The sequence below is a fragment of the Marinobacter xiaoshiensis genome (assembly GCF_031631795.1).
Lineage (GTDB): Bacteria > Pseudomonadota > Gammaproteobacteria > Pseudomonadales > Oleiphilaceae > Marinobacter > Marinobacter xiaoshiensis.
The window spans coordinates 418,182-434,358 of the sequence record NZ_JAVMBO010000018.1 but is presented as its reverse complement, the minus strand read 5'-3'; the positions used below and the strand labels follow the sequence as shown (position 1 = coordinate 434,358).

Annotated in this window: 18 protein-coding genes and 2 tRNA genes; 5 read left to right on the top strand and 15 right to left on the bottom strand. The window is 53.7% G+C overall.

What is annotated here, in order from left to right; all coding sequences use genetic code 11:
• Nucleotides 1-4: 4 nt before the first annotated feature.
• Nucleotides 5-361: a hypothetical protein gene (locus RKA07_RS17425; RefSeq protein WP_200202118.1), complete on the bottom strand. Its 357-nt coding sequence runs from the start codon at nucleotides 359-361 to the stop codon at nucleotides 5-7.
• A 165-nt stretch (nucleotides 362-526) separates the two neighbouring features.
• On the opposite strand from RKA07_RS17425, the gene RKA07_RS17420 reads away from it, so the two are divergent.
• The gene (locus tag RKA07_RS17420; RefSeq protein WP_200370255.1) at nucleotides 527-1,405 is read left to right on the top strand and encodes an SDR family oxidoreductase; all 879 of its coding nucleotides are present in this window, start codon (nucleotides 527-529) and stop codon (nucleotides 1,403-1,405) included.
• A gap of 27 nt (nucleotides 1,406-1,432) precedes the next feature.
• Here RKA07_RS17420 and fnr read toward each other — a convergent pair whose 3' ends face one another.
• Together fnr and ylqF are read right to left on the bottom strand one after the other, a co-directional pair.
• The gene (fnr, locus tag RKA07_RS17415) at nucleotides 1,433-2,188 is read right to left on the bottom strand and encodes a fumarate/nitrate reduction transcriptional regulator Fnr (protein ID WP_200370247.1); all 756 of its coding nucleotides are present in this window, start codon (nucleotides 2,186-2,188) and stop codon (nucleotides 1,433-1,435) included.
• A gap of 98 nt (nucleotides 2,189-2,286) precedes the next feature.
• Nucleotides 2,287-3,222 carry a ribosome biogenesis GTPase YlqF gene (gene ylqF / locus RKA07_RS17410; RefSeq protein ID WP_200202017.1) on the bottom strand — a complete coding sequence of 312 codons (936 nt, stop codon included), beginning with the start codon at nucleotides 3,220-3,222 and terminating at the stop codon, nucleotides 2,287-2,289.
• A gap of 214 nt (nucleotides 3,223-3,436) precedes the next feature.
• Between ylqF and RKA07_RS17405 the strand changes: the two genes are divergently transcribed.
• Nucleotides 3,437-3,874 (top strand): Spy/CpxP family protein refolding chaperone, encoded by a 438-nt coding sequence (locus tag RKA07_RS17405; RefSeq protein WP_200202016.1) that lies wholly within the window; start codon nucleotides 3,437-3,439, stop codon nucleotides 3,872-3,874.
• 91 nt (nucleotides 3,875-3,965) lie between these two features.
• Here RKA07_RS17405 and lipA read toward each other — a convergent pair whose 3' ends face one another.
• Together lipA and RKA07_RS17395 are read right to left on the bottom strand one after the other, a co-directional pair.
• Nucleotides 3,966-5,009, bottom strand: a complete 1,044-nt coding sequence (gene lipA / locus RKA07_RS17400) for a lipoyl synthase (RefSeq protein ID WP_200202015.1) — start codon at nucleotides 5,007-5,009, stop codon at nucleotides 3,966-3,968.
• Nucleotides 5,010-5,164: 155 nt separating this feature from the next.
• Nucleotides 5,165-6,442, bottom strand: a complete 1,278-nt coding sequence (locus RKA07_RS17395) for an O-acetylhomoserine aminocarboxypropyltransferase/cysteine synthase family protein (RefSeq protein WP_200202014.1) — start codon at nucleotides 6,440-6,442, stop codon at nucleotides 5,165-5,167.
• A 161-nt stretch (nucleotides 6,443-6,603) separates the two neighbouring features.
• On the opposite strand from RKA07_RS17395, the gene RKA07_RS17390 reads away from it, so the two are divergent.
• Nucleotides 6,604-6,936 (top strand): DMT family transporter, encoded by a 333-nt coding sequence (locus tag RKA07_RS17390; RefSeq protein WP_200202013.1) that lies wholly within the window; start codon nucleotides 6,604-6,606, stop codon nucleotides 6,934-6,936.
• Here the strand turns inward: RKA07_RS17390 and RKA07_RS17385 are convergent.
• On the bottom strand, nucleotides 6,930-7,364 hold the full coding sequence (locus RKA07_RS17385) for a PACE efflux transporter (protein WP_310966930.1): 435 nt from the start codon (nucleotides 7,362-7,364) through the stop codon (nucleotides 6,930-6,932). The genes RKA07_RS17390 and RKA07_RS17385 overlap by 7 nt on opposite strands.
• Before the next feature lie 84 nt (nucleotides 7,365-7,448).
• Nucleotides 7,449-7,525: transfer RNA gene (locus tag RKA07_RS17380), tRNA-Met, on the bottom strand.
• A gap of 263 nt (nucleotides 7,526-7,788) precedes the next feature.
• Here RKA07_RS17380 and RKA07_RS17375 point away from each other — a divergent pair.
• Both RKA07_RS17375 and RKA07_RS17370 read left to right on the top strand, forming a co-directional pair.
• Entirely contained in the window at nucleotides 7,789-8,172 is a 384-nt protein-coding gene (locus RKA07_RS17375) for a nuclear transport factor 2 family protein (RefSeq protein WP_200202011.1), read from the top strand.
• A gap of 9 nt (nucleotides 8,173-8,181) precedes the next feature.
• On the top strand, nucleotides 8,182-8,946 hold the full coding sequence (locus RKA07_RS17370) for a pseudouridine synthase (protein WP_200370246.1): 765 nt from the start codon (nucleotides 8,182-8,184) through the stop codon (nucleotides 8,944-8,946).
• Here RKA07_RS17370 and ychF read toward each other — a convergent pair.
• The 8 genes from ychF to RKA07_RS17330 form a co-directional block, all read right to left on the bottom strand.
• Nucleotides 8,936-10,027: a redox-regulated ATPase YchF gene (gene ychF / locus RKA07_RS17365; RefSeq protein WP_200202009.1), complete on the bottom strand. Its 1,092-nt coding sequence runs from the start codon at nucleotides 10,025-10,027 to the stop codon at nucleotides 8,936-8,938. The genes RKA07_RS17370 and ychF overlap by 11 nt on opposite strands.
• A gap of 114 nt (nucleotides 10,028-10,141) precedes the next feature.
• Nucleotides 10,142-10,735 (bottom strand): aminoacyl-tRNA hydrolase, encoded by a 594-nt coding sequence (gene pth, locus RKA07_RS17360; RefSeq protein WP_200370243.1) that lies wholly within the window; start codon nucleotides 10,733-10,735, stop codon nucleotides 10,142-10,144.
• 21 nt (nucleotides 10,736-10,756) lie between these two features.
• Nucleotides 10,757-11,404, bottom strand: a complete 648-nt coding sequence (locus tag RKA07_RS17355; RefSeq protein WP_200370353.1) for a 50S ribosomal protein L25/general stress protein Ctc — start codon at nucleotides 11,402-11,404, stop codon at nucleotides 10,757-10,759.
• Nucleotides 11,405-11,589: 185 nt separating this feature from the next.
• The gene (locus RKA07_RS17350; RefSeq protein WP_200202007.1) at nucleotides 11,590-12,540 is read right to left on the bottom strand and encodes a ribose-phosphate pyrophosphokinase; all 951 of its coding nucleotides are present in this window, start codon (nucleotides 12,538-12,540) and stop codon (nucleotides 11,590-11,592) included.
• A gap of 52 nt (nucleotides 12,541-12,592) precedes the next feature.
• Nucleotides 12,593-12,667: transfer RNA gene (locus tag RKA07_RS17345), tRNA-Gln, on the bottom strand.
• Between the two features lie 19 nt (nucleotides 12,668-12,686).
• Nucleotides 12,687-13,550, bottom strand: a complete 864-nt coding sequence (ispE, locus tag RKA07_RS17340; protein ID WP_200202006.1) for a 4-(cytidine 5'-diphospho)-2-C-methyl-D-erythritol kinase — start codon at nucleotides 13,548-13,550, stop codon at nucleotides 12,687-12,689.
• Nucleotides 13,547-14,182: a lipoprotein insertase outer membrane protein LolB gene (gene lolB / locus RKA07_RS17335; protein ID WP_200202005.1), complete on the bottom strand. Its 636-nt coding sequence runs from the start codon at nucleotides 14,180-14,182 to the stop codon at nucleotides 13,547-13,549. Before lolB ends, ispE begins: the two co-directional genes overlap by 4 nt.
• The gene (locus tag RKA07_RS17330) at nucleotides 14,182-15,936 is read right to left on the bottom strand and encodes a tetratricopeptide repeat protein (protein WP_310966928.1); all 1,755 of its coding nucleotides are present in this window, start codon (nucleotides 15,934-15,936) and stop codon (nucleotides 14,182-14,184) included. Before RKA07_RS17330 ends, lolB begins: the two co-directional genes overlap by 1 nt.
• Nucleotides 15,937-16,177 lie beyond the last annotated feature (241 nt).

Sequence of the window (16,177 nt, the reverse complement as noted above, 5' to 3'; positions counted from 1 at the left end):
CTGGTCAGGTATTTTCCGGCTCATGGATGATTTCTTCAATGAAATCCAGAATGGCGGCCAGGCTGCGGTCATCCAGTTTTTTAAGTACTTTGTGGACAACCATCTTGCTGCCCTTAAGCATGCTGCTAATGCCAACTTTTGCCATGCTTAACATCATCTTGCTTGCTCTTAGTCGCCGCAGAGGCTCGATGAAAAAAAAGTCCAGGCCTGCGTCGGTCATATCTATGATCAAGTTGTAGAGCTTGTCGACGGCCTCTTTGTCGGCTTTGCCCCGGCTGCGAAGTTCTTCCACTGTATAGAGGGCGCGCGTGCGCAACTCGTCGGGAATGGGGGCAACAATATGGCTGTGGTGTTTCAGCATGGTAGTCCTTGTGTTGTATGCTTCTGATAAAGATGACAGTGCTGTGCAGAGTCGCCTGGCGGCATCGTGAGATGCGATCATTCTACGAAGCGGCAGAATGAAGCCATTGGCTATAAAGGGCATCTGGCCCGTCATATCAGTAATATCCGGAGGCATTGAACCCTAGTGCATGTACTTGTTGTTCACGATTACGGCCCTTTGGGGAAAGTTCTGCTTGAGCGGCTCAGGGAAACCTCTCTGCATGTCAGTCCTTTGCTCGTCAGTGATCCTGCGGGAGCTAACCTCAGTGCTCTGGAACGCTGGATTCCGGAAGACACCGATCTTATTGTCAATGCGCTCTGGCTGGCAGATCCGGAAGCTGCAGAGTGCGACCCCGAAGGTACCCATAAAGCAGCATTTTCACTTCCGGTGGCTATTGCGGAGTTTGCCCGCGACAAAGGCATGGCGTTGTTCCAGTTATCATCGTGTTATGTTTTTGATGGTCGTAAACAAAGTGGCTATATCGCCTCCAATCCTGGTCAGCCGGTGAATGAGTTGGGCAGCTGGCAGTGGGAGTGTGAGCAAGCCTTGCGCACACTTTTACCCCGGCACATCATTTTGCGCACCGGCTGGAGTCTGGGTCGGTTTATTCGCAAGGTTCAAGCCAGCACTGCGGCAAATGAGACTCTGACATTGCCAGGACGCTGTGTTGGGCAGCCCGTATCACTGAAAGACCTTGCCAGAGTAATGACCGCTGTTATCCAGCAACTAGATTGCGGTGCAGAGGTGTGGGGGACATACCAGTATGCTGGCGCCGAAGAAATCAGCCTGTATGAGCTGGGACTTGCCATTGCTGGCTTGCCGGGTATTCCGGAAGATATTCACGTTGTGGATGAGATGCCACCATGGGGTGCTCTTGAGCCGCCTAATACAACGCTGATCTGTACCAAAATCCGCAATACATTTGGAATCAAGCAACAACCCTGGCGTTCCGGGTTGGCTAATGAGTTAGCGATGTTGAAGGAAGGTAGGGTTCGGGTGGAAGCCGGCACGCCGACGAAATAGCGGCAGCCGGTTTTGGTAAAAAGCCGTTTACTGCTGGCAGTTTTGGCGGGAAAACTCCCGGGTGACCAGTTGCAGAGCTTCAACATCCAGTAATTCTACCTCGCGGCCTCGCGCGCGGATAATGCCCTGGTTCTGGAAGCGAGTGAAGACGCGGCTGACTGTTTCAACGGCTAGTCCAAGAAAGTTGGCGATATCATTTCGTGCCATCGGCAGGCTGAAATTGGTGGGTGACATGCGCCTGCGCTGGAAGCGGCTGGACAGCGAAAGAAGCAGTGCAGCAATACGCTCTTCCGCAGTGTTCTTGCTAAGCAGCATGGCCAGTTGATGGCTGTTCTGAATCTCCTGGCTCATCAGGCGGTACATGTGGTGCTGTAAATCCGGCAGTTTGCCTGTGAGCTCCTCGAGTTTGTCTATCGGAAACTCGCACACGCTGGTACGCTCCAGCGCTTTGGCAGTGCACGCATAGGATTCACCGCTCATGCTGTCCAGGCCTACAAGCTCTCCCGGCATGAAGAAGCCTGTAACCTGCTCCTCACCACCTTCGGTAATAATCGACGTTTTGACTGAGCCACTTTTTACTGCGAAGCAGGAGCGAGAAGGCGTGCTTTGATCGAAAATATGCTCGCCACGATTGTACATGCGCCCCTGCTGCACTATGTCCTCCAGGCTGTCCAGGTCGTTGTCCTGAATGGCCAGAGGCAGGCACAGGTTGCTCAGGCTGCACTCTTGGCAGGATGCCTTGAGAGGCGAGGGTGCTTGGCGAAATCTAATTGCTTGAGCCATTTTTGGTAAACCGTCCAAATTGATGCAAGTCAAACGTTCACTCTAATACGCCGGCACTGGTTTGCCAATGATCAAATCTAAGGATATGCATATTTAGCTTAATGCCGGCGGCCGGAGCGTGTTGCTTTAGCGGTGGCTTTCTTCTCCGCAAGTTTTGCTTCCTTTTCGGCTTCTGCAACTGCAGCTTCTTTCATTTCCCGCTCCACCATTTCCGGTGTCTCCAGAGAGATCCGCCCTAGCGTGCCAGCACGGAATTCATTGAGCAGCACTTCAGAGACTTTGTTCAGGTCCGGGACTCCGCCGCGGCCGAGGAAGCGCCGCTTTTTTGCAATACCGTCCATGAGTGCCAGGCCATCTGCCGGCAACTCGTCAAAACCGTATCGGGCTTTCACTAGCTCGGGGTAGGCTTCCCGCAGGTAGTCTGCCTCAAACATCGCAATGTCTTCGAAATCCAGAACGGAGCTGCGTATGGCGCCGGTGATTGCCAGCCGGTATCCGCATTCCTCGGGTGAGAGTTTAGGCCAAAGAAACCCCGGAGTATCGTAGAGCAAGATATTATCCGGCAGTTTGATGGTTTGTTGTGCCTTGGTAACCGCTGGCTCATTACCGGTTTTGGCAACCGGACGGCCCGCGAGGGTGTTGATCAGTGTGGATTTGCCGACGTTGGGTATGCCCAGAATCATTACCCGCAAAGCGCTTATCTGGCGATCGTGGTTAGGGGTCATTTCCCCGGCTAGCCGCAGTATGTCCAGCGCTTCGCCCCGTTGATTGTGGGTGAGGGTGATGGTTCTTACGCCCCGCTCTCTTTCAAGCCAGGTTTGCCATTGAGCTGTGATTGCCGGGTCAGCGAGGTCACGCTTGTTAAGGACTCTTAGCAGCGGTGTATCGCCGCGCAAGGCGGGCACCAGAGGGTTTTCGCTGCTGAAGGGGATGCGGGCGTCCAGTACCTCAATGATGAGGTCCATCTGAGGCATGATCTTTTTGATCTCCTTGCGGGCTTTGTGCATGTGCCCTGGAAACCAGTTAATGGCCATCGGTTACGCTCCGTAAGTATGTGAATGGCGCCATTATGAAGGGGAATGACCAAACTTTCACATTTGTTTCAATGCGCTGGTGTGGCGGCTTTTGAGCGGGCCTGGCTCACAACCTGTACAAAAAGAAGGGGTGTTGGGGTGAAAAGCGAGGTCGGGATGCTTTAGGCTGTGAAACCAGTCGATTAACCAAACCAAATTGTTAACGGAGATGTTTATGAAGCTCGCAAAACTGTTCGGTACTGCTCTTGTGGCATTGAGCCTTTCTGCACCTGTACTGGCTCAGCAAGCAGGTGGGCAGCCGGATCAGGTTGACCAGTTGGCCCAGATGGTAGGACTGTCCGAGGATCAGCAAAAAGAAATTCGTGGCATTCTTGAAAAAATGCAGGGCGAGATCGGTTCCTTGCGCGAAGAGGCTCGTGCCCTGCAAGAGCAGATGCAGGCTGAGATCAAGGCAGATTACAATGAAGCTGCTATCCGCGAGCAGGGAGAAAGCTTGGGCGACGTGACCGGTGAGATCGCTACGCTTTCAGCACTCATGCAGGCCAAGGTGGATAGAGTGTTCACTCAAGAGCAGCGTGATGAGCTTGACAAGAAAATGCAGGAAATGCGTCAGCAAATGCAGCAGCGCCAGATGATGCAGCAGGGTCAGTAATACAAGCCTTGTTGCCTTCTTGTCTTTCCCGATAGGTAAGGCAAGAAGGACGTGTGCATTGCTTGCGTAGTGCTTTCTTTCGGTTAATGCCTTATTCGACGTGTTTGACAGGAATCTGCAGTGCATTTGAGGCTGCAGGCACCTCCGGGACTGCAAGCCCCAGATTGTTTTTGTCGAACACCCTGTCGGCCCGGTAGCTGGAGCGCACCATGGGGCCTGAGGGTACTTCCATAAACCCTTTCTCCAGGCCTATGTCTCGGTACTGATTAAACTCTTCCGGAGTCACATAGCGCTCTACGGGCAGATGGTTTGGCGTTGGGCGCAGGTACTGGCCCAGAGTGAGGATATCTACGCCAATCTCACGCAGGTCGTCCATGGTGGCCAGGATTTCTTCGTGGGTCTCGCCCAAGCCGAGCATCAGGCTGGTTTTGGTGAGCACGTCTGGCCGGTATTGCTTGGCATGGGCCAGCACACTGAGCGTCTTCTCATAGCCTGCACGAGGGTCGCGCACCCGGCGTGTCAGCCGTTCTACGGTTTCTACGTTCTGCGCAAACACCTCAAGGCCGGAGTCCAGTACCTTCTCTACATCAGTCATTACCGCATCGAAGTCCGGCGTTAACGCCTCTACAGCGACTTCCGGTGTGCGTTTTTTGATGGCCGAAACACAGGCAGCGTAGTGGGCAGCACCTCCATCATCCAGGTCGTCTCGGTCTACAGAGGTCAGTACAATGTAACGCAGGCCCATGAGCTCAACAGACTTGGCAGTGTTTTCCGGCTCGTCTTTGTCCAGCCAGCCGTTGGGGTTGCCGGTGTCTACAGCACAGAAGCGACAGGCGCGAGTACACACAGACCCCATCACCATGATAGTTGCCGTGCCGGCGGTCCAGCATTCGCCTATGTTGGGGCAGTGGGACTCCTGGCATACAGTGCTAAGCCGGTTTTCAGTGACGTTTTTTCGCACAGCTTCAAAACGTTCCCCACCAGGCATTTTGGCTCTTAGCCAGCTGGGCTTGCGCTCAACTGACATGGGCTCCTGGTTTGCCGAGCGCTTCTGGCCATCTTTGATAGCCGAAAAGCCATGCTCATTACGGAATTTGGAACCACTGGTGACGCGGGGCTTAGCGCTTTCGCTCATTGCAACCGAACTCTTGGTTAAGGCTTGGGTATCCTTAGAGAATAATCCGCTGGCAGGGCAGTTACAAGGCAGGTAAGGGCAATCACGGGGTGTAATGAGGGCATACCGGGCACGACTTTCGTCGTACCCGGTTGGAGGCATTTGGTTGAATCTGATTAAGCCTGGGCTTTTTCCAGTGCCTGGGTAACATCCGCGAGAATGTCATCAATGTGCTCAATGCCGATAGATAAGCGCACCAAGTCTTCGCTTACACCCGCATTTTTGAGCTCTTCGGCGTTTAGCTGGCGGTGAGTAGTGGTGGCCGGGTGGCAAGCCAGTGACTTGGCATCACCAATGTTCACCAGACGGTAGATCAGATCCAATGCATCAATAAACTTTGCACCTGCTTCACGCCCACCTTTGATGCCGAAGCTCACAATTCCGGACGCTTTGCCGCCACAGATCTTGTCGCAGGTCGCTTTATAGGGGCTGTTTTCCAGCGCAGCGTAGTTTACCCATTCAACAGCAGGGTGATTTTGCAAGAAGTTGGCAACCTTCTCAGCGTTCTCGCAGTGGCGCTCCATGCGCAGGCCCAGCGTTTCCAAGCCCTGCATGATCAGGAAGGAGTTAAATGGGGAAAGTGCAGAGCCGGTGTTGCGCAGTGGCACAACGCGGCAGCGGCCGATAAACGCAGCAGCACCCAAGGCTTCGGTGTAAACCACACCGTGATAGGAGGGGTCTGGTTCGTTCATCATCGGGAACTTGGCACCGTTGGCCTTCCAGTCAAACTTGCCAGAATCCACAATAATGCCGGCTACGGTTGTACCGTGACCACCGATGTACTTGGTGAGGGAGTGCACAACGATATCTGCGCCATGCTCGAAAGGGCGGCAGATATAGGGTGTTGCTACGGTATTATCTACAATCAGCGGAATGCCGTGTTTGTGAGCGATTTCGGCCCAGCGTGCAATATCTACCACGTTGCCAGCAGGGTTGCCGATGGACTCGCAGAACAGTGCGCGGGTCTGGTCATCAATGGCTTTTTCAACTGCATCAAAGTCGTCGTGGGCAACCATACGGCATTCAATGCCCTGGTTCGGCAGTGAGTGTGCAAACAGGTTGTAGGTGCCGCCATACAGCTGGCTGGTGCTTACTATGTTGTTGCCAACCCGGCAGATGGTTTGCAGGGCGTAGGTGATGGCAGACATGCCAGAGGCAACTGCAAGAGAGCCTACGCCGCCTTCAAGAGCAGTCATGCGCTCTTCAAGTACCGAGTTGGTCGGGTTCATGATTCGGGTGTATATATTGCCGGCAACCTTCAGGTTGAACAGATCTGCACCATGCTGGGTGTCGTCGAACGTGTAGGACGTAGTCTGGTAGATCGGTGTGGTTGCGGCTTTTGTGGTCGGATCGCCTTTGAATCCGGCGTGAAGGGCAATCGTCTCGAATTTCATAGTAACTTCCTTGCGAATGGATGGTTGGCGTTGTTGGTTTAGGGCGTCAGTATGCCATATAGATTTGGCGGGGTTTATAACGGTATGCAATCGTGGCATGCCTGAACATAATATGCAGGCCCGACAGGGCGATAAACCATTGAGAGTGAAGGGTATGGCTGATGAATAGTTGGGTTCTGCTGGGGGTGGCTATAGTGGCGGAGGTTGTGGCCACTTCTGCGCTTAGAGCGAGTGAGGGGTTTTCCCGGCTGGCGCCGTCTTTAATCGTTGTTTTCGGCTACGGCTTGGCGTTTTATCTGCTTTCGCTGGCTTTGCGCACGATTCCGGTCGGTATCGCCTACGCGATTTGGGCGGGGCTTGGCATCGTGCTTATTGCGGCTGTGGGCTGGATAGTGTTCGGAGAAAAGCTGGATGCCTGGGGACTGGTTGGTATGGGGCTGATTATCTCTGGTGTGTTTGTGTTGAATGTTCTGTCCCGGACAGGAGTTCACTGACCGGGAGGCGTCTCTGCATCCGTATCGGGGAAAATGGTGTCGTAGCACCAGGTAAAAACGAAGGCATACACCAGATAAAACAGTGCAAAAGAGACATCAACAAGAAGCGCTTCCAGCAGGCCTATACCCATCCACCAGGCGATAATTGGCAGGAAAGCGATCAATAGGCCTGATTCAAAACAAAACGCATGAATGAGGCGATGCTTCAGGGATTTATGTGTTGAGCCAGTAAACCGCTTGAGTGCGTGGTCAAAGCCCAGGTTGAAGATGTAGTTCCATAAGGTGGCAAGCGTTGCCCCGATAAGGCCGAGCACGCCGGTTTTTTCAAGGGAGTAACCGAAGGCAAAGGCTGCGAGGGGAACGGAAATGAGCAGCCCGATGACTTCAAAAGAAACAGCTTGCCGGATTCTGTCGCCAGTGGTTCTCATGATGAATCTCCACAGAAGCTGGGTGCTTATATTGCCCGGAAATAAAAAAAGGCCGCGACGTTAATCGCGGCCTTTTTCGAATACTGGTAGCAAGGGGCGGAGTTGAACCGCCGACCCCAGCATTATGAGTGCTGTGCTCTAACCAACTGAGCTACCTTGCCATCACTTCACCAATGGAAGCGGCGCGTATGTTATGTACGCAGAGGCGAAGTGTCAAGAGCTAACAGGCAAATCCCGACCAATAACTGCTTTTTTGTGGGAGGGGATTGGGTTTTAGGCATTGTAAAACAATGGCCTGAGGGTTTTATGTGTGCAAAACCACATCTGAATATTATCTGTGGGCCGGGATTCAGGTGAATCTGCAAAATAACGTGTATTATTAGGTGATTGTCGGACGACCTCATCTCAGAAGTGGAACCTAACTATGCAACCAAAAGAACTAGTGGCGCAGTTTATTGCTTATATCCAGGCTCAGCGTTTTGATGAGGCTAAGAGCTTGCTGGCTCCTGAGGGGTTTGAATATGTGGGGCCAAACATGCGATTCCTTAATCGTGATGACATGCTTTCCTACCAGTTCGGAATGGCTGCCATCCAGAAGGACTTGATTGTTCGCCAACTCAGTGCTGACGGTGAACACGTGTTTGCAATCCTGGACTACCAAACTCATTTCCAACCGATTGGCGATGTACGGCTTGCGGTCTGGTTCCGTGTTGAAGGTGACAAAATCCACACGGTTGAAGCTTTCTATAATGCGGCCGTGGTTGAGAATATGCTGGGCGGTAACCTGCCTTCAGCAAACCCTTTATAAGGGATTGTCGTGAAGTCGAAGACTTACCGGTTGGATCGCTATATTAGCCGGAATAGCGAATTCTCGATTTCGGATACCCGCCTGTTGGTTGCCCAAAAGCGAATAATTCTGGATGGTTGTTTGGCCAGTTCAGTGCAGCAGCGAGTGACTGAGTTCACCCACGTTGTACTGGATGGCCAATGCCTGAACGACAGCAAACCCGTTTACCTGATGCTGAATAAGCCCAGAGGGGTTGTCAGCGCGACGAAAGACCTTGAGCACTCGACCGTTCTGGACCTTATTGAACACCCTCGGAAGAATGAGTTGCACATTGTTGGGCGTCTCGACCTTAATACGACGGGGTTGGTGCTGTTGACCAACGATGGGGCATGGTCGCGAAAGATAAGTTTGCCTGAAACGAAACTGGAAAAGACCTATGAGGTGTCTCTTTCCAAGCCGCTCAGTGAAGAATATGTGGCTGCGTTTCGGGAAGGTATTTACTTCGCTTATGAAGGCATCACAACGCGACCTGCAAGTTTGAAAATACTGTCAGAGCACACGGCCAGGCTTACGCTGGTTGAAGGCAAGTACCACCAGGTTAAGCGGATGTTTGGTCATTTTCGGAATCAGGTATTGGCGCTTCACCGGGTTTCTGTGGGGAGTATCACCCTCGAAGGTGAAGGGGAACAGCTTGCTGAGGGGAGTAGCAGGCCGTTAACGGAAGAAGAGTTGAGCCGTTTGGGTGTCAGGGCTGCCAAACATCAGTTTGACAGCCCAGCCAGGATTAAACGTTAAAGCGGAAGTGAATGACGTCGCCGTCCTGAACAATGTATTCCTTGCCCTCCAGGCGCCATTTTCCGGCTTCTTTTGCCCCGGCTTCGCCGTTGTATTTCACGAAATCTTCATAGCCGATGATTTCGGCGCGGATAAAGCCTCGCTCAAAGTCTGTATGAATCACTGCAGCGGCTTGTGGGGCCGTAGCGCCGATTCTAACGGTCCAGGCCCGTACTTCCTTCACACCTGCCGTAAAGTAGGTCTGCAGGCCTAACAGGCTGTAGCCGGCACGGATAACCCGGTCAAGACCTGGCTCTTCCATTCCCATCTCACCCAGGAACATACTCTTTTCGTCATCTTCCAGTTCTGAGATTTCTGCTTCAATTTTATTGCAGATCGGCACTACAACGGCGTTTTCTTCTGCCGCGATTGCACGCACTGTATCGAGGTACGGGTTGTTCTCGAAGCCGTCTTCGCTCACGTTGGCGATATACATGGTTGGCTTGATTGTGAGAAGACACAGTTCGCGGATCAGCAGGAGTTCGTCTTTGTTCAGCCCCATGCCGCGCACTGGCTTGCCTTCGTTCAACACAGGCAGAAGGCGTTCAAAGATTTCAATCTGAGCCTTGGCCTCTTTGTCGCCGCCTTTAGCAATGCGCTGAACACGCTTGATGGCTTTTTCAACGGTGTCCATGTCGGCCAGGGCAAGCTCGGTATTGATGATCTCGATGTCAGCCGCCGGATCGATTTTGTTGGCGACGTGAATGACGTTGGGGTCGTCAAAGCAACGTACCACGTGTGCAATGGCTTCGGTCTGGCGTATGTTGGCAAGGAACTGGTTGCCCAGGCCTTCACCTTTGGAGGCGCCCTCAACCAGGCCGGCTATGTCCACAAACTCCATGGTTGTGGGTACGGTGCGCTGGGGCTTAACGATCTCCGCCAATTTGTCGAGCCGGGGGTCGGGCATGGCGACGACGCCAGCGTTAGGCTCAATGGTGCAAAACGGGAAGTTTTCCGCGCCAATGCCTGCTTTGGTCAGTGCGTTGAACAGGGTGGATTTGCCGACGTTAGGTAGGCCGACGATGCCGCAGTTAAAACCCATGGAATGCCTCTGCTGGTACTGGAAAGTTTGGCCGGATTATACCGGTGTACGCCAAAGGGTGCGAGTGAGGGAAATCAGGGCTGGTAGATTAGCCTGAAGTGGTCTCTGGCAGACTCAGGCGGTAGTTGGTTTGAAGCTGTGTAAGCGGTTCATGGCGGCTGCGAGGTTGCCAGAAACTGCATCGGGTAACACCCGCATGGTTTCATTGAACACCTCGTTCAGGTCTTCCGTTTCACGTTTGCCTAAACGGCCAAGAACGTAACCGGTAACCTTGCGGCTATCGCCAGGGTGGCCGATTCCAATTCGCAGTCTTTGAAATTCGTTGGTGCCCAGATGGGCTATAGTGTCTCTCAAACCGTTGTGGCCACCGTGTCCTCCGCCTTTTTTAAGCTTGGCGGTGCCGGGAGGGAGATCCAGCTCGTCGTGAGCAATCAGTATCTGACCGGGAGAGATTTTGAAAAAGTCTGCGAGTGCTTTTACAGAAAGGCCGCTGCGATTCATGAAAGTAGCGGGATTCAGCAGGTGGAGCTCAAGGCCTTGCCACTGAATGCGGGCATAGTGCCCGTGGTATTTCTTTTCGGGGCGGAGCGACTGACCCGCTTCGCGGGCCAGTGCTTCAACGAAGAGGGCGCCGGCATTATGGCGGGTATTCTCGTAGTCCGGACCGGGGTTACCCAGCCCAACCACCATGACAATATCCTGTGCCATCTGCCAACGCCTCCGGAGTAATTACTCCTTATCTTCGCCTTCTTCGCCTTCTGCTGCTTCGTCTTCGGCATCGTCAGACTTGACGCCTTTCGGCTTGCTGACAGACACAACAGCCTGGTCGTGCTCTGCGCCGTGCTGCAGCGCCGGGATACGAACGCCTTCTGGCAGTTTCAGGTCGCTCATGTGAATAACCTGGTCCATCTCGACATCGGCCATATCGATTGCGATGAATTCAGGCAGGTTTTGCGGCAGACAAGCTACCTCAACTTCGGTCATCAGACGGAAGGCAACGCCACCAAAGGTCTTGATCGCAGGAGCTGTATCTTCATTCAACAGGTGCAGAGGAACGTGAACAAAAATCTCCTGGTCTTTCTCAACGCGCTGGAAATCGGCGTGAGAGAGCAGCAGCTTGTACGGGTGCCGCTGAAGGTCTTTGATGATGACGCTTTCTTTCTTGCCATTCAGTTCAATGGTCAGAATGTGAGAGAAGAAGGCTTCGTTTTCCAGAGCTTTTTTCAGCTCGTTGTGCCAGATGGAAATCGGAGTAGCTTCTTTGCCAGCACCATAAATGATGGCTGGGATTTTACGCTCTTCGCGACGCAGGCGGCGGCTCGCACCTTTCCCCTTGTCGTCACGAGGAAATGCTTCAATAACAAAGTCCTGAGACATGGTTTTTACCTCAATCGTCATCTGAACTGCCCGCGACCAGGCGTTTGGACAGATGATATTTTCGAAAAGCCGGGTTTTCCGGCTGACTAAAAGAGTCGGGAGCCTTGTGGGGCTCCCGACTCGGTATCTTGATGAAAGCTGTCGGTAACTTGCGTTATATCAGCGTGTTACCGCAAGCAATCTACTCAGGCGTTCTCAAACAGCGCGCTGATCGACTCTTCGTTGCTTACGCGACGAATGGATTCTGCGAGTAGTCCGGCCATGCTGAGGGGGCGGATTTTAGCACAGTTCTTCGCTTTGTCACCCAGCGGGATAGTGTCGCATACAACAACTTCGTCAATTACTGACGCGTTGATGTTTTCGATAGCTGGGCCGGAAAGGACGGGGTGAGTGATATAAGCCACCACACGGGTTGCACCGCGCTCTTTCAATGCGTTTGCAGCTTTGCACAGAGTGCCTGCGGTATCGACAATGTCGTCCACAAGGATGCAGGTCTTGTCTGCAACATCACCGATAATGTGCATTACCTGAGAAACGTTGGCCTTGGGGCGACGCTTGTCAATAATGGCCAGGTCGGCATCATCCAGTAGCTTGGCAATAGCCCGGGCGCGCACAACGCCACCTACGTCTGGTGATACTACAACAAAATTCTCGAACCGTTGCTTTTCGATGTCATCGAGCAGAACGGGTGTGGCGTAGATGTTATCTACCGGCACATCGAAGAAGCCCTGAATCTGGTCAGCGTGCAGGTCTACCGTTAATACGCGATCGACGCCGATGCTGGAGATCATGTCTGCAACAACTTTGGCGCTGATGGCAACGCGGCTGGAACGTACCCGGCGATCCTGGCGAGCATACCCGTAATAAGGAATAACTGCCGTGATGCGTGATGCAGAGGCGCGGCGCAGGGCGTCGGCCATCATGATCAGTTCCATCAGGTTGTCATTGGTTGGGTAGCACGTGGGCTGGATAATGAATACGTCGTGACCACGAACGTTTTCGTTGATCTCGACGGTAGTTTCGCCATCGCTGAAGCAGCCTACAGTGGCTTCTCCCATCGGAATGTGGAGTTTTTTAGCGATAGCGTGAGAAAGCTCGGGGTTGGCATTGCCAGTGAAAATCATCAATTTGGACACGACGGCATCCTTCTCGTTTTCGGAGGTTGAGTCAGAAGAAGCGGGAGAAAGGTGGCTGGGGTGGCAGGATTCGAACCTGCGCATGACGGGATCAAAACCCGTTGCCTTACCACTTGGCGACACCCCAGTATCGTGCTTTTTCGGCATCATTCTAGCTCTGTCAGCTTTTGGTGGAGTGGTGATATGTTCACCCCTTTAGCTACGAACCCGGTGATGCCGGAAGGTTTGCTTTCCCAGATGATCCGGGCTGCGGATTCTGTAGGGAAACGTCCAAATATGCAAGCCCCGGTTCCGGTTAATCTTGCAGGTCCGAATTTTGTGAGCCAGTCCATGCTCTGCTTGACTTCAGGATATAGTTTTTTAACCACATCTTCACAGTCATTTCGGTACCTCGAGGCGTCTCCCTCAAAAGCGGGCGCTATTGTCATCTTCGGGGTGTTCCTTGTCAACCCTTGTTCTGAAAATATCTTTCCGGTGTTGATGTCGCAGGCCGGCTTCAGAACCAAAAACCAGTCTTCTGGCGGGAAAACAGGAGTTAGCTTTTCTCCGACGCCTTCGCCGAAAGCGGCATGGCCGCGAACGAAAACGGGCACGTCTGCGCCGAGGGCAAGACCGATTTCCGCAAGCTCATCGAGGTCCAGTTGCAGTTCCCAGAGACGGTTTAACCCCAACAGAGTGGTAGCTGCGTTAGAACTCCCTCCGCCGAGGCCCCCGCCCATGGGCAGACGTTTGTTAATGCTGATGCTAACGCCTGGTAGCTCGCCTGGCGCCTTTGTTGCAAGGGCGCGGGCAGCCCTTATGATCAGGTTGTCTTCGTCCGGAACGCCGGGGATCGGATTCTCAAGGCGGATTCCTGGCTGCCCAGATGTCAGGCGGAGGGTAATGTCGTCGCCGTAGTCGAGGAATTGAAACAGTGTTTCAAGCTCGTGATAGCCATCCTCGCGCCGGCCGACAATGTGCAGAAAGAGGTTCAGTTTGGCTGGGGATGGAAGGGTGATTGATCTGGTCACGGGTTCAGGTCCTGCCAGTCGCTGACAACAAGCCGCACGCGTTTGCTGTCTTTCAGTGCTGTGATTCTGGCGGGTAGGGCGGGTGTGTCGTCTTGCAGTTCGTGCCAGCGATCGTAGCGTATTTCCCAGCCGTCCTGGCGAATTATGGCCAACTCACCACGGGCATCGAACAGTAGGCGGAAATCACCTGCTGGCGCTGGTAGGCCGCGTATCCACCAAGCCAGGCTTTCAAGTGGCAGTTGCCATCCCGTGGCTGCCTCCAGTAGCGAATCCGGATCTCCGGAGCGGTAGGTTTCTCCGTTGGAGAGGGTGAGCTCGATAAAACCCGGAACGCCCTTAAGCTGTGTGCTGCCCATTCCCAGGAACGAGGACGACAGGGCCAGGTCGTATGCCTCGCCTTCCTGGATCCAGTGGTTAATGATAGCTGTGCCACTGTCTGTTGGCTGGCGCACTGCCAGTTTGCCTGATAGTTGCCAGTGATCAAACTGCACCAGTTTCGCTGAGCGGTCTTGCCAGTCGGGTGGAGGCTGGTCTGTCATCCCCTCCGGTAGTGGCTCCAGCTGGATGGTGCTACAGGCGCTTAGGCCCGCCATAAACAGTATGGCTACCCATGAGCGAAATGCCTGACGCATTACTGCTCACCAGTGTTGGTCAGCCGATCGATGGTTTCCCTCAGCACATCGTGCTGCATGTCCTGCTCAAGCGCTTCTTTCCAGATTATTTGTGCCTGCTCTTCAGCACCACTCATCCACAATGCTTCGCCGTAGTGGGCAGCAACTTCCGGGTCAGGAAATGCTTCCCAGGCGCGGGATAGATATTCGAGTGCGGGCTCAATCTGGCCTTCCTGAAACAGAACCCAGCCCATGCTGTCGAGAATGGCCGGGTTTTCCGGGTCCAGTTCCAGGGCTTGTTCAATGTAGCCACGGGCTTCGCTGAGGCGGTCAGTGCGGGTGGCCAGAATGTAGCCAAGCGCATTAAGCGCGACTGCGTTTTTGTGGTCGTTTTCAATAATCAGCTTGAGATCGCCTTCTGCCTTTTCGGGCTGGCTCAGGGCATCGAAAAGCATGGCTCGGGCGTAGCGAATCTGGAGGTTTTCCGGGTAGTCTTCAAGTGCGCTGGTGGCGGCCTCTATCGCTTCTTCTTGAAGTTTTTGGTCAAGCAGCAGGTTGACCTCAAGTAGCCAGAAATTTTCAGCTTGTGCCGGGTTGGCGCTGCGCATGGAGCGGATGTCTTCCAGTGCTTCGTTTAGCCTGCCCTCCGCGGTTAACAGGGCACTGGCGCGCGCAATGGCTGGGAAGTAGTAGTTGCCTTCATCCACGCTTTGGTAATAGCCGATAGCCTGTTCCGTATTCCCTGCTTCGTCCTCTATTCTGCCCAGATAGTAGTTGGCTTCGCTGGTGTGGTGCCCCTGATCGGCTAGCAGGTTCAACTCTTCTTGCGCCAGCTCCAGTTGACCGTTTTCCAGTGCGACAAGTGCGTGCGACAAGCGCAGGCCAGGGTTGTCCGGATAGCGTGTTACCAATCGGTTGAACTCGTCCTGGGCGGCTTGCAGCTCCCCTTCACTGATCAGCATGCGCCCATACAAGGTGCCCATTTGACGGCTGGCCGGGAAGCGGCGAGTGTTAACCATAAGGTGTTCAAGCGCTTCTGTTTCTCTGTCGCTCTGGTACAGAAGGTCGCCCTTGAGGATGATGGCCGGTAGAAAGTTGGGCTCTTCCTTTAGCAGGGGTTCGAGGCGACTAAGGGCTGCCTGCGGGTTGCCGACAATTTTCAGCAGCAGGGCGATGCTGTACTCCAGCTCAGGCGTGCCGGGATGACGGTTTGCCAGTTCATTGTAGAGAGCAATCAGCTCTTGCTGTTGCTCCGGTGGCAGGTTACCAGCCATGGCTGCAAGGCTGTCGAAGTCTGCATCTTCGCCCTGGTTCAGGATTTGTTCCATGTAACCCAGTGCGGATTCGAGCTCATTCCGTTTAACCGCCTGAATGGCAGAGACTCGAAGTGCTTGCAGATTGTTTGGGTCTATCTCGAGCCAGAGTTCTGCGAGCTGCTTCTGCGCGTTGTCGCCATTGAGCGACTGCGCAATGCGCATGGCACGCTCAATCACATTGGTGTCTCTGGACTGTTTGGCTGCCCGGAGGTAGTTGACCAAAGTAACGTCGTACCGACCCCGCTGCGCTGCGATTTCAGCTGAAAGCAGTAAATACAGTGTTTCCGGCTCAAAGTCTGCGTACTCTACAGGCGGCTCGCTACTGGCCTTTCTGGAATCTTCCTGCGTGGGAGTCTTTTCATCAGCAACGGATGAGTGGCCGGAACCGGTTATGCTGGCGCAACCTGCCAGTGAGAGGCCAAGCAGGCAGGTAACCAAAAGCGGTGCGGATTTGTACATGCAACTTCCTGTGAATTATTGACTACGCGCCCTGAATAGCCCGGAACACTCTCTTTTTTGAGCTGAGTCGGGACCGGTGTGCGCCGATTCCCTATAATGGCATAAGCTCCTGTTCTTGCCCAACCTGTCCGCACTTCCCGAAGCGTTAGTGGTTATGGGTGGCAGCTGAAGGCTCAGACCGCTAAAATGCATTCACAGTGGTGCTCATGCACACAGTTTATTGGTAGAGGATTGTAGAACC

Coding starts and splice junctions, on each gene's coding strand:
- pth (WP_200370243.1), bottom strand. CDS start 10,735: ATGGCACAGGATATTGTCATGGTGGTTGGGCTGGGTAACCCCGGTCCG.
- lolB (WP_200202005.1), bottom strand. CDS start 14,182: ATGCGTCAGGCATTTCGCTCATGGGTAGCCATACTGTTTATGGCGGGC.
- ylqF (WP_200202017.1), bottom strand. CDS start 3,222: ATGGCCATTAACTGGTTTCCAGGGCACATGCACAAAGCCCGCAAGGAG.
- lipA (WP_200202015.1), bottom strand. CDS start 5,009: ATGAGCGAAAGCGCTAAGCCCCGCGTCACCAGTGGTTCCAAATTCCGT.
- fnr (WP_200370247.1), bottom strand. CDS start 2,188: ATGGCTCAAGCAATTAGATTTCGCCAAGCACCCTCGCCTCTCAAGGCA.
- RKA07_RS17385 (WP_310966930.1), bottom strand. CDS start 7,364: ATGAGAACCACTGGCGACAGAATCCGGCAAGCTGTTTCTTTTGAAGTC.
- RKA07_RS17390 (WP_200202013.1), top strand. CDS start 6,604: ATGAATAGTTGGGTTCTGCTGGGGGTGGCTATAGTGGCGGAGGTTGTG.
- RKA07_RS17375 (WP_200202011.1), top strand. CDS start 7,789: ATGCAACCAAAAGAACTAGTGGCGCAGTTTATTGCTTATATCCAGGCT.
- ychF (WP_200202009.1), bottom strand. CDS start 10,027: ATGGGTTTTAACTGCGGCATCGTCGGCCTACCTAACGTCGGCAAATCC.
- RKA07_RS17395 (WP_200202014.1), bottom strand. CDS start 6,442: ATGAAATTCGAGACGATTGCCCTTCACGCCGGATTCAAAGGCGATCCG.
- RKA07_RS17425 (WP_200202118.1), bottom strand. CDS start 361: ATGCTGAAACACCACAGCCATATTGTTGCCCCCATTCCCGACGAGTTG.
- RKA07_RS17330 (WP_310966928.1), bottom strand. CDS start 15,936: ATGTACAAATCCGCACCGCTTTTGGTTACCTGCCTGCTTGGCCTCTCA.
- RKA07_RS17355 (WP_200370353.1), bottom strand. CDS start 11,404: ATGTCTCAGGACTTTGTTATTGAAGCATTTCCTCGTGACGACAAGGGG.
- RKA07_RS17405 (WP_200202016.1), top strand. CDS start 3,437: ATGAAGCTCGCAAAACTGTTCGGTACTGCTCTTGTGGCATTGAGCCTT.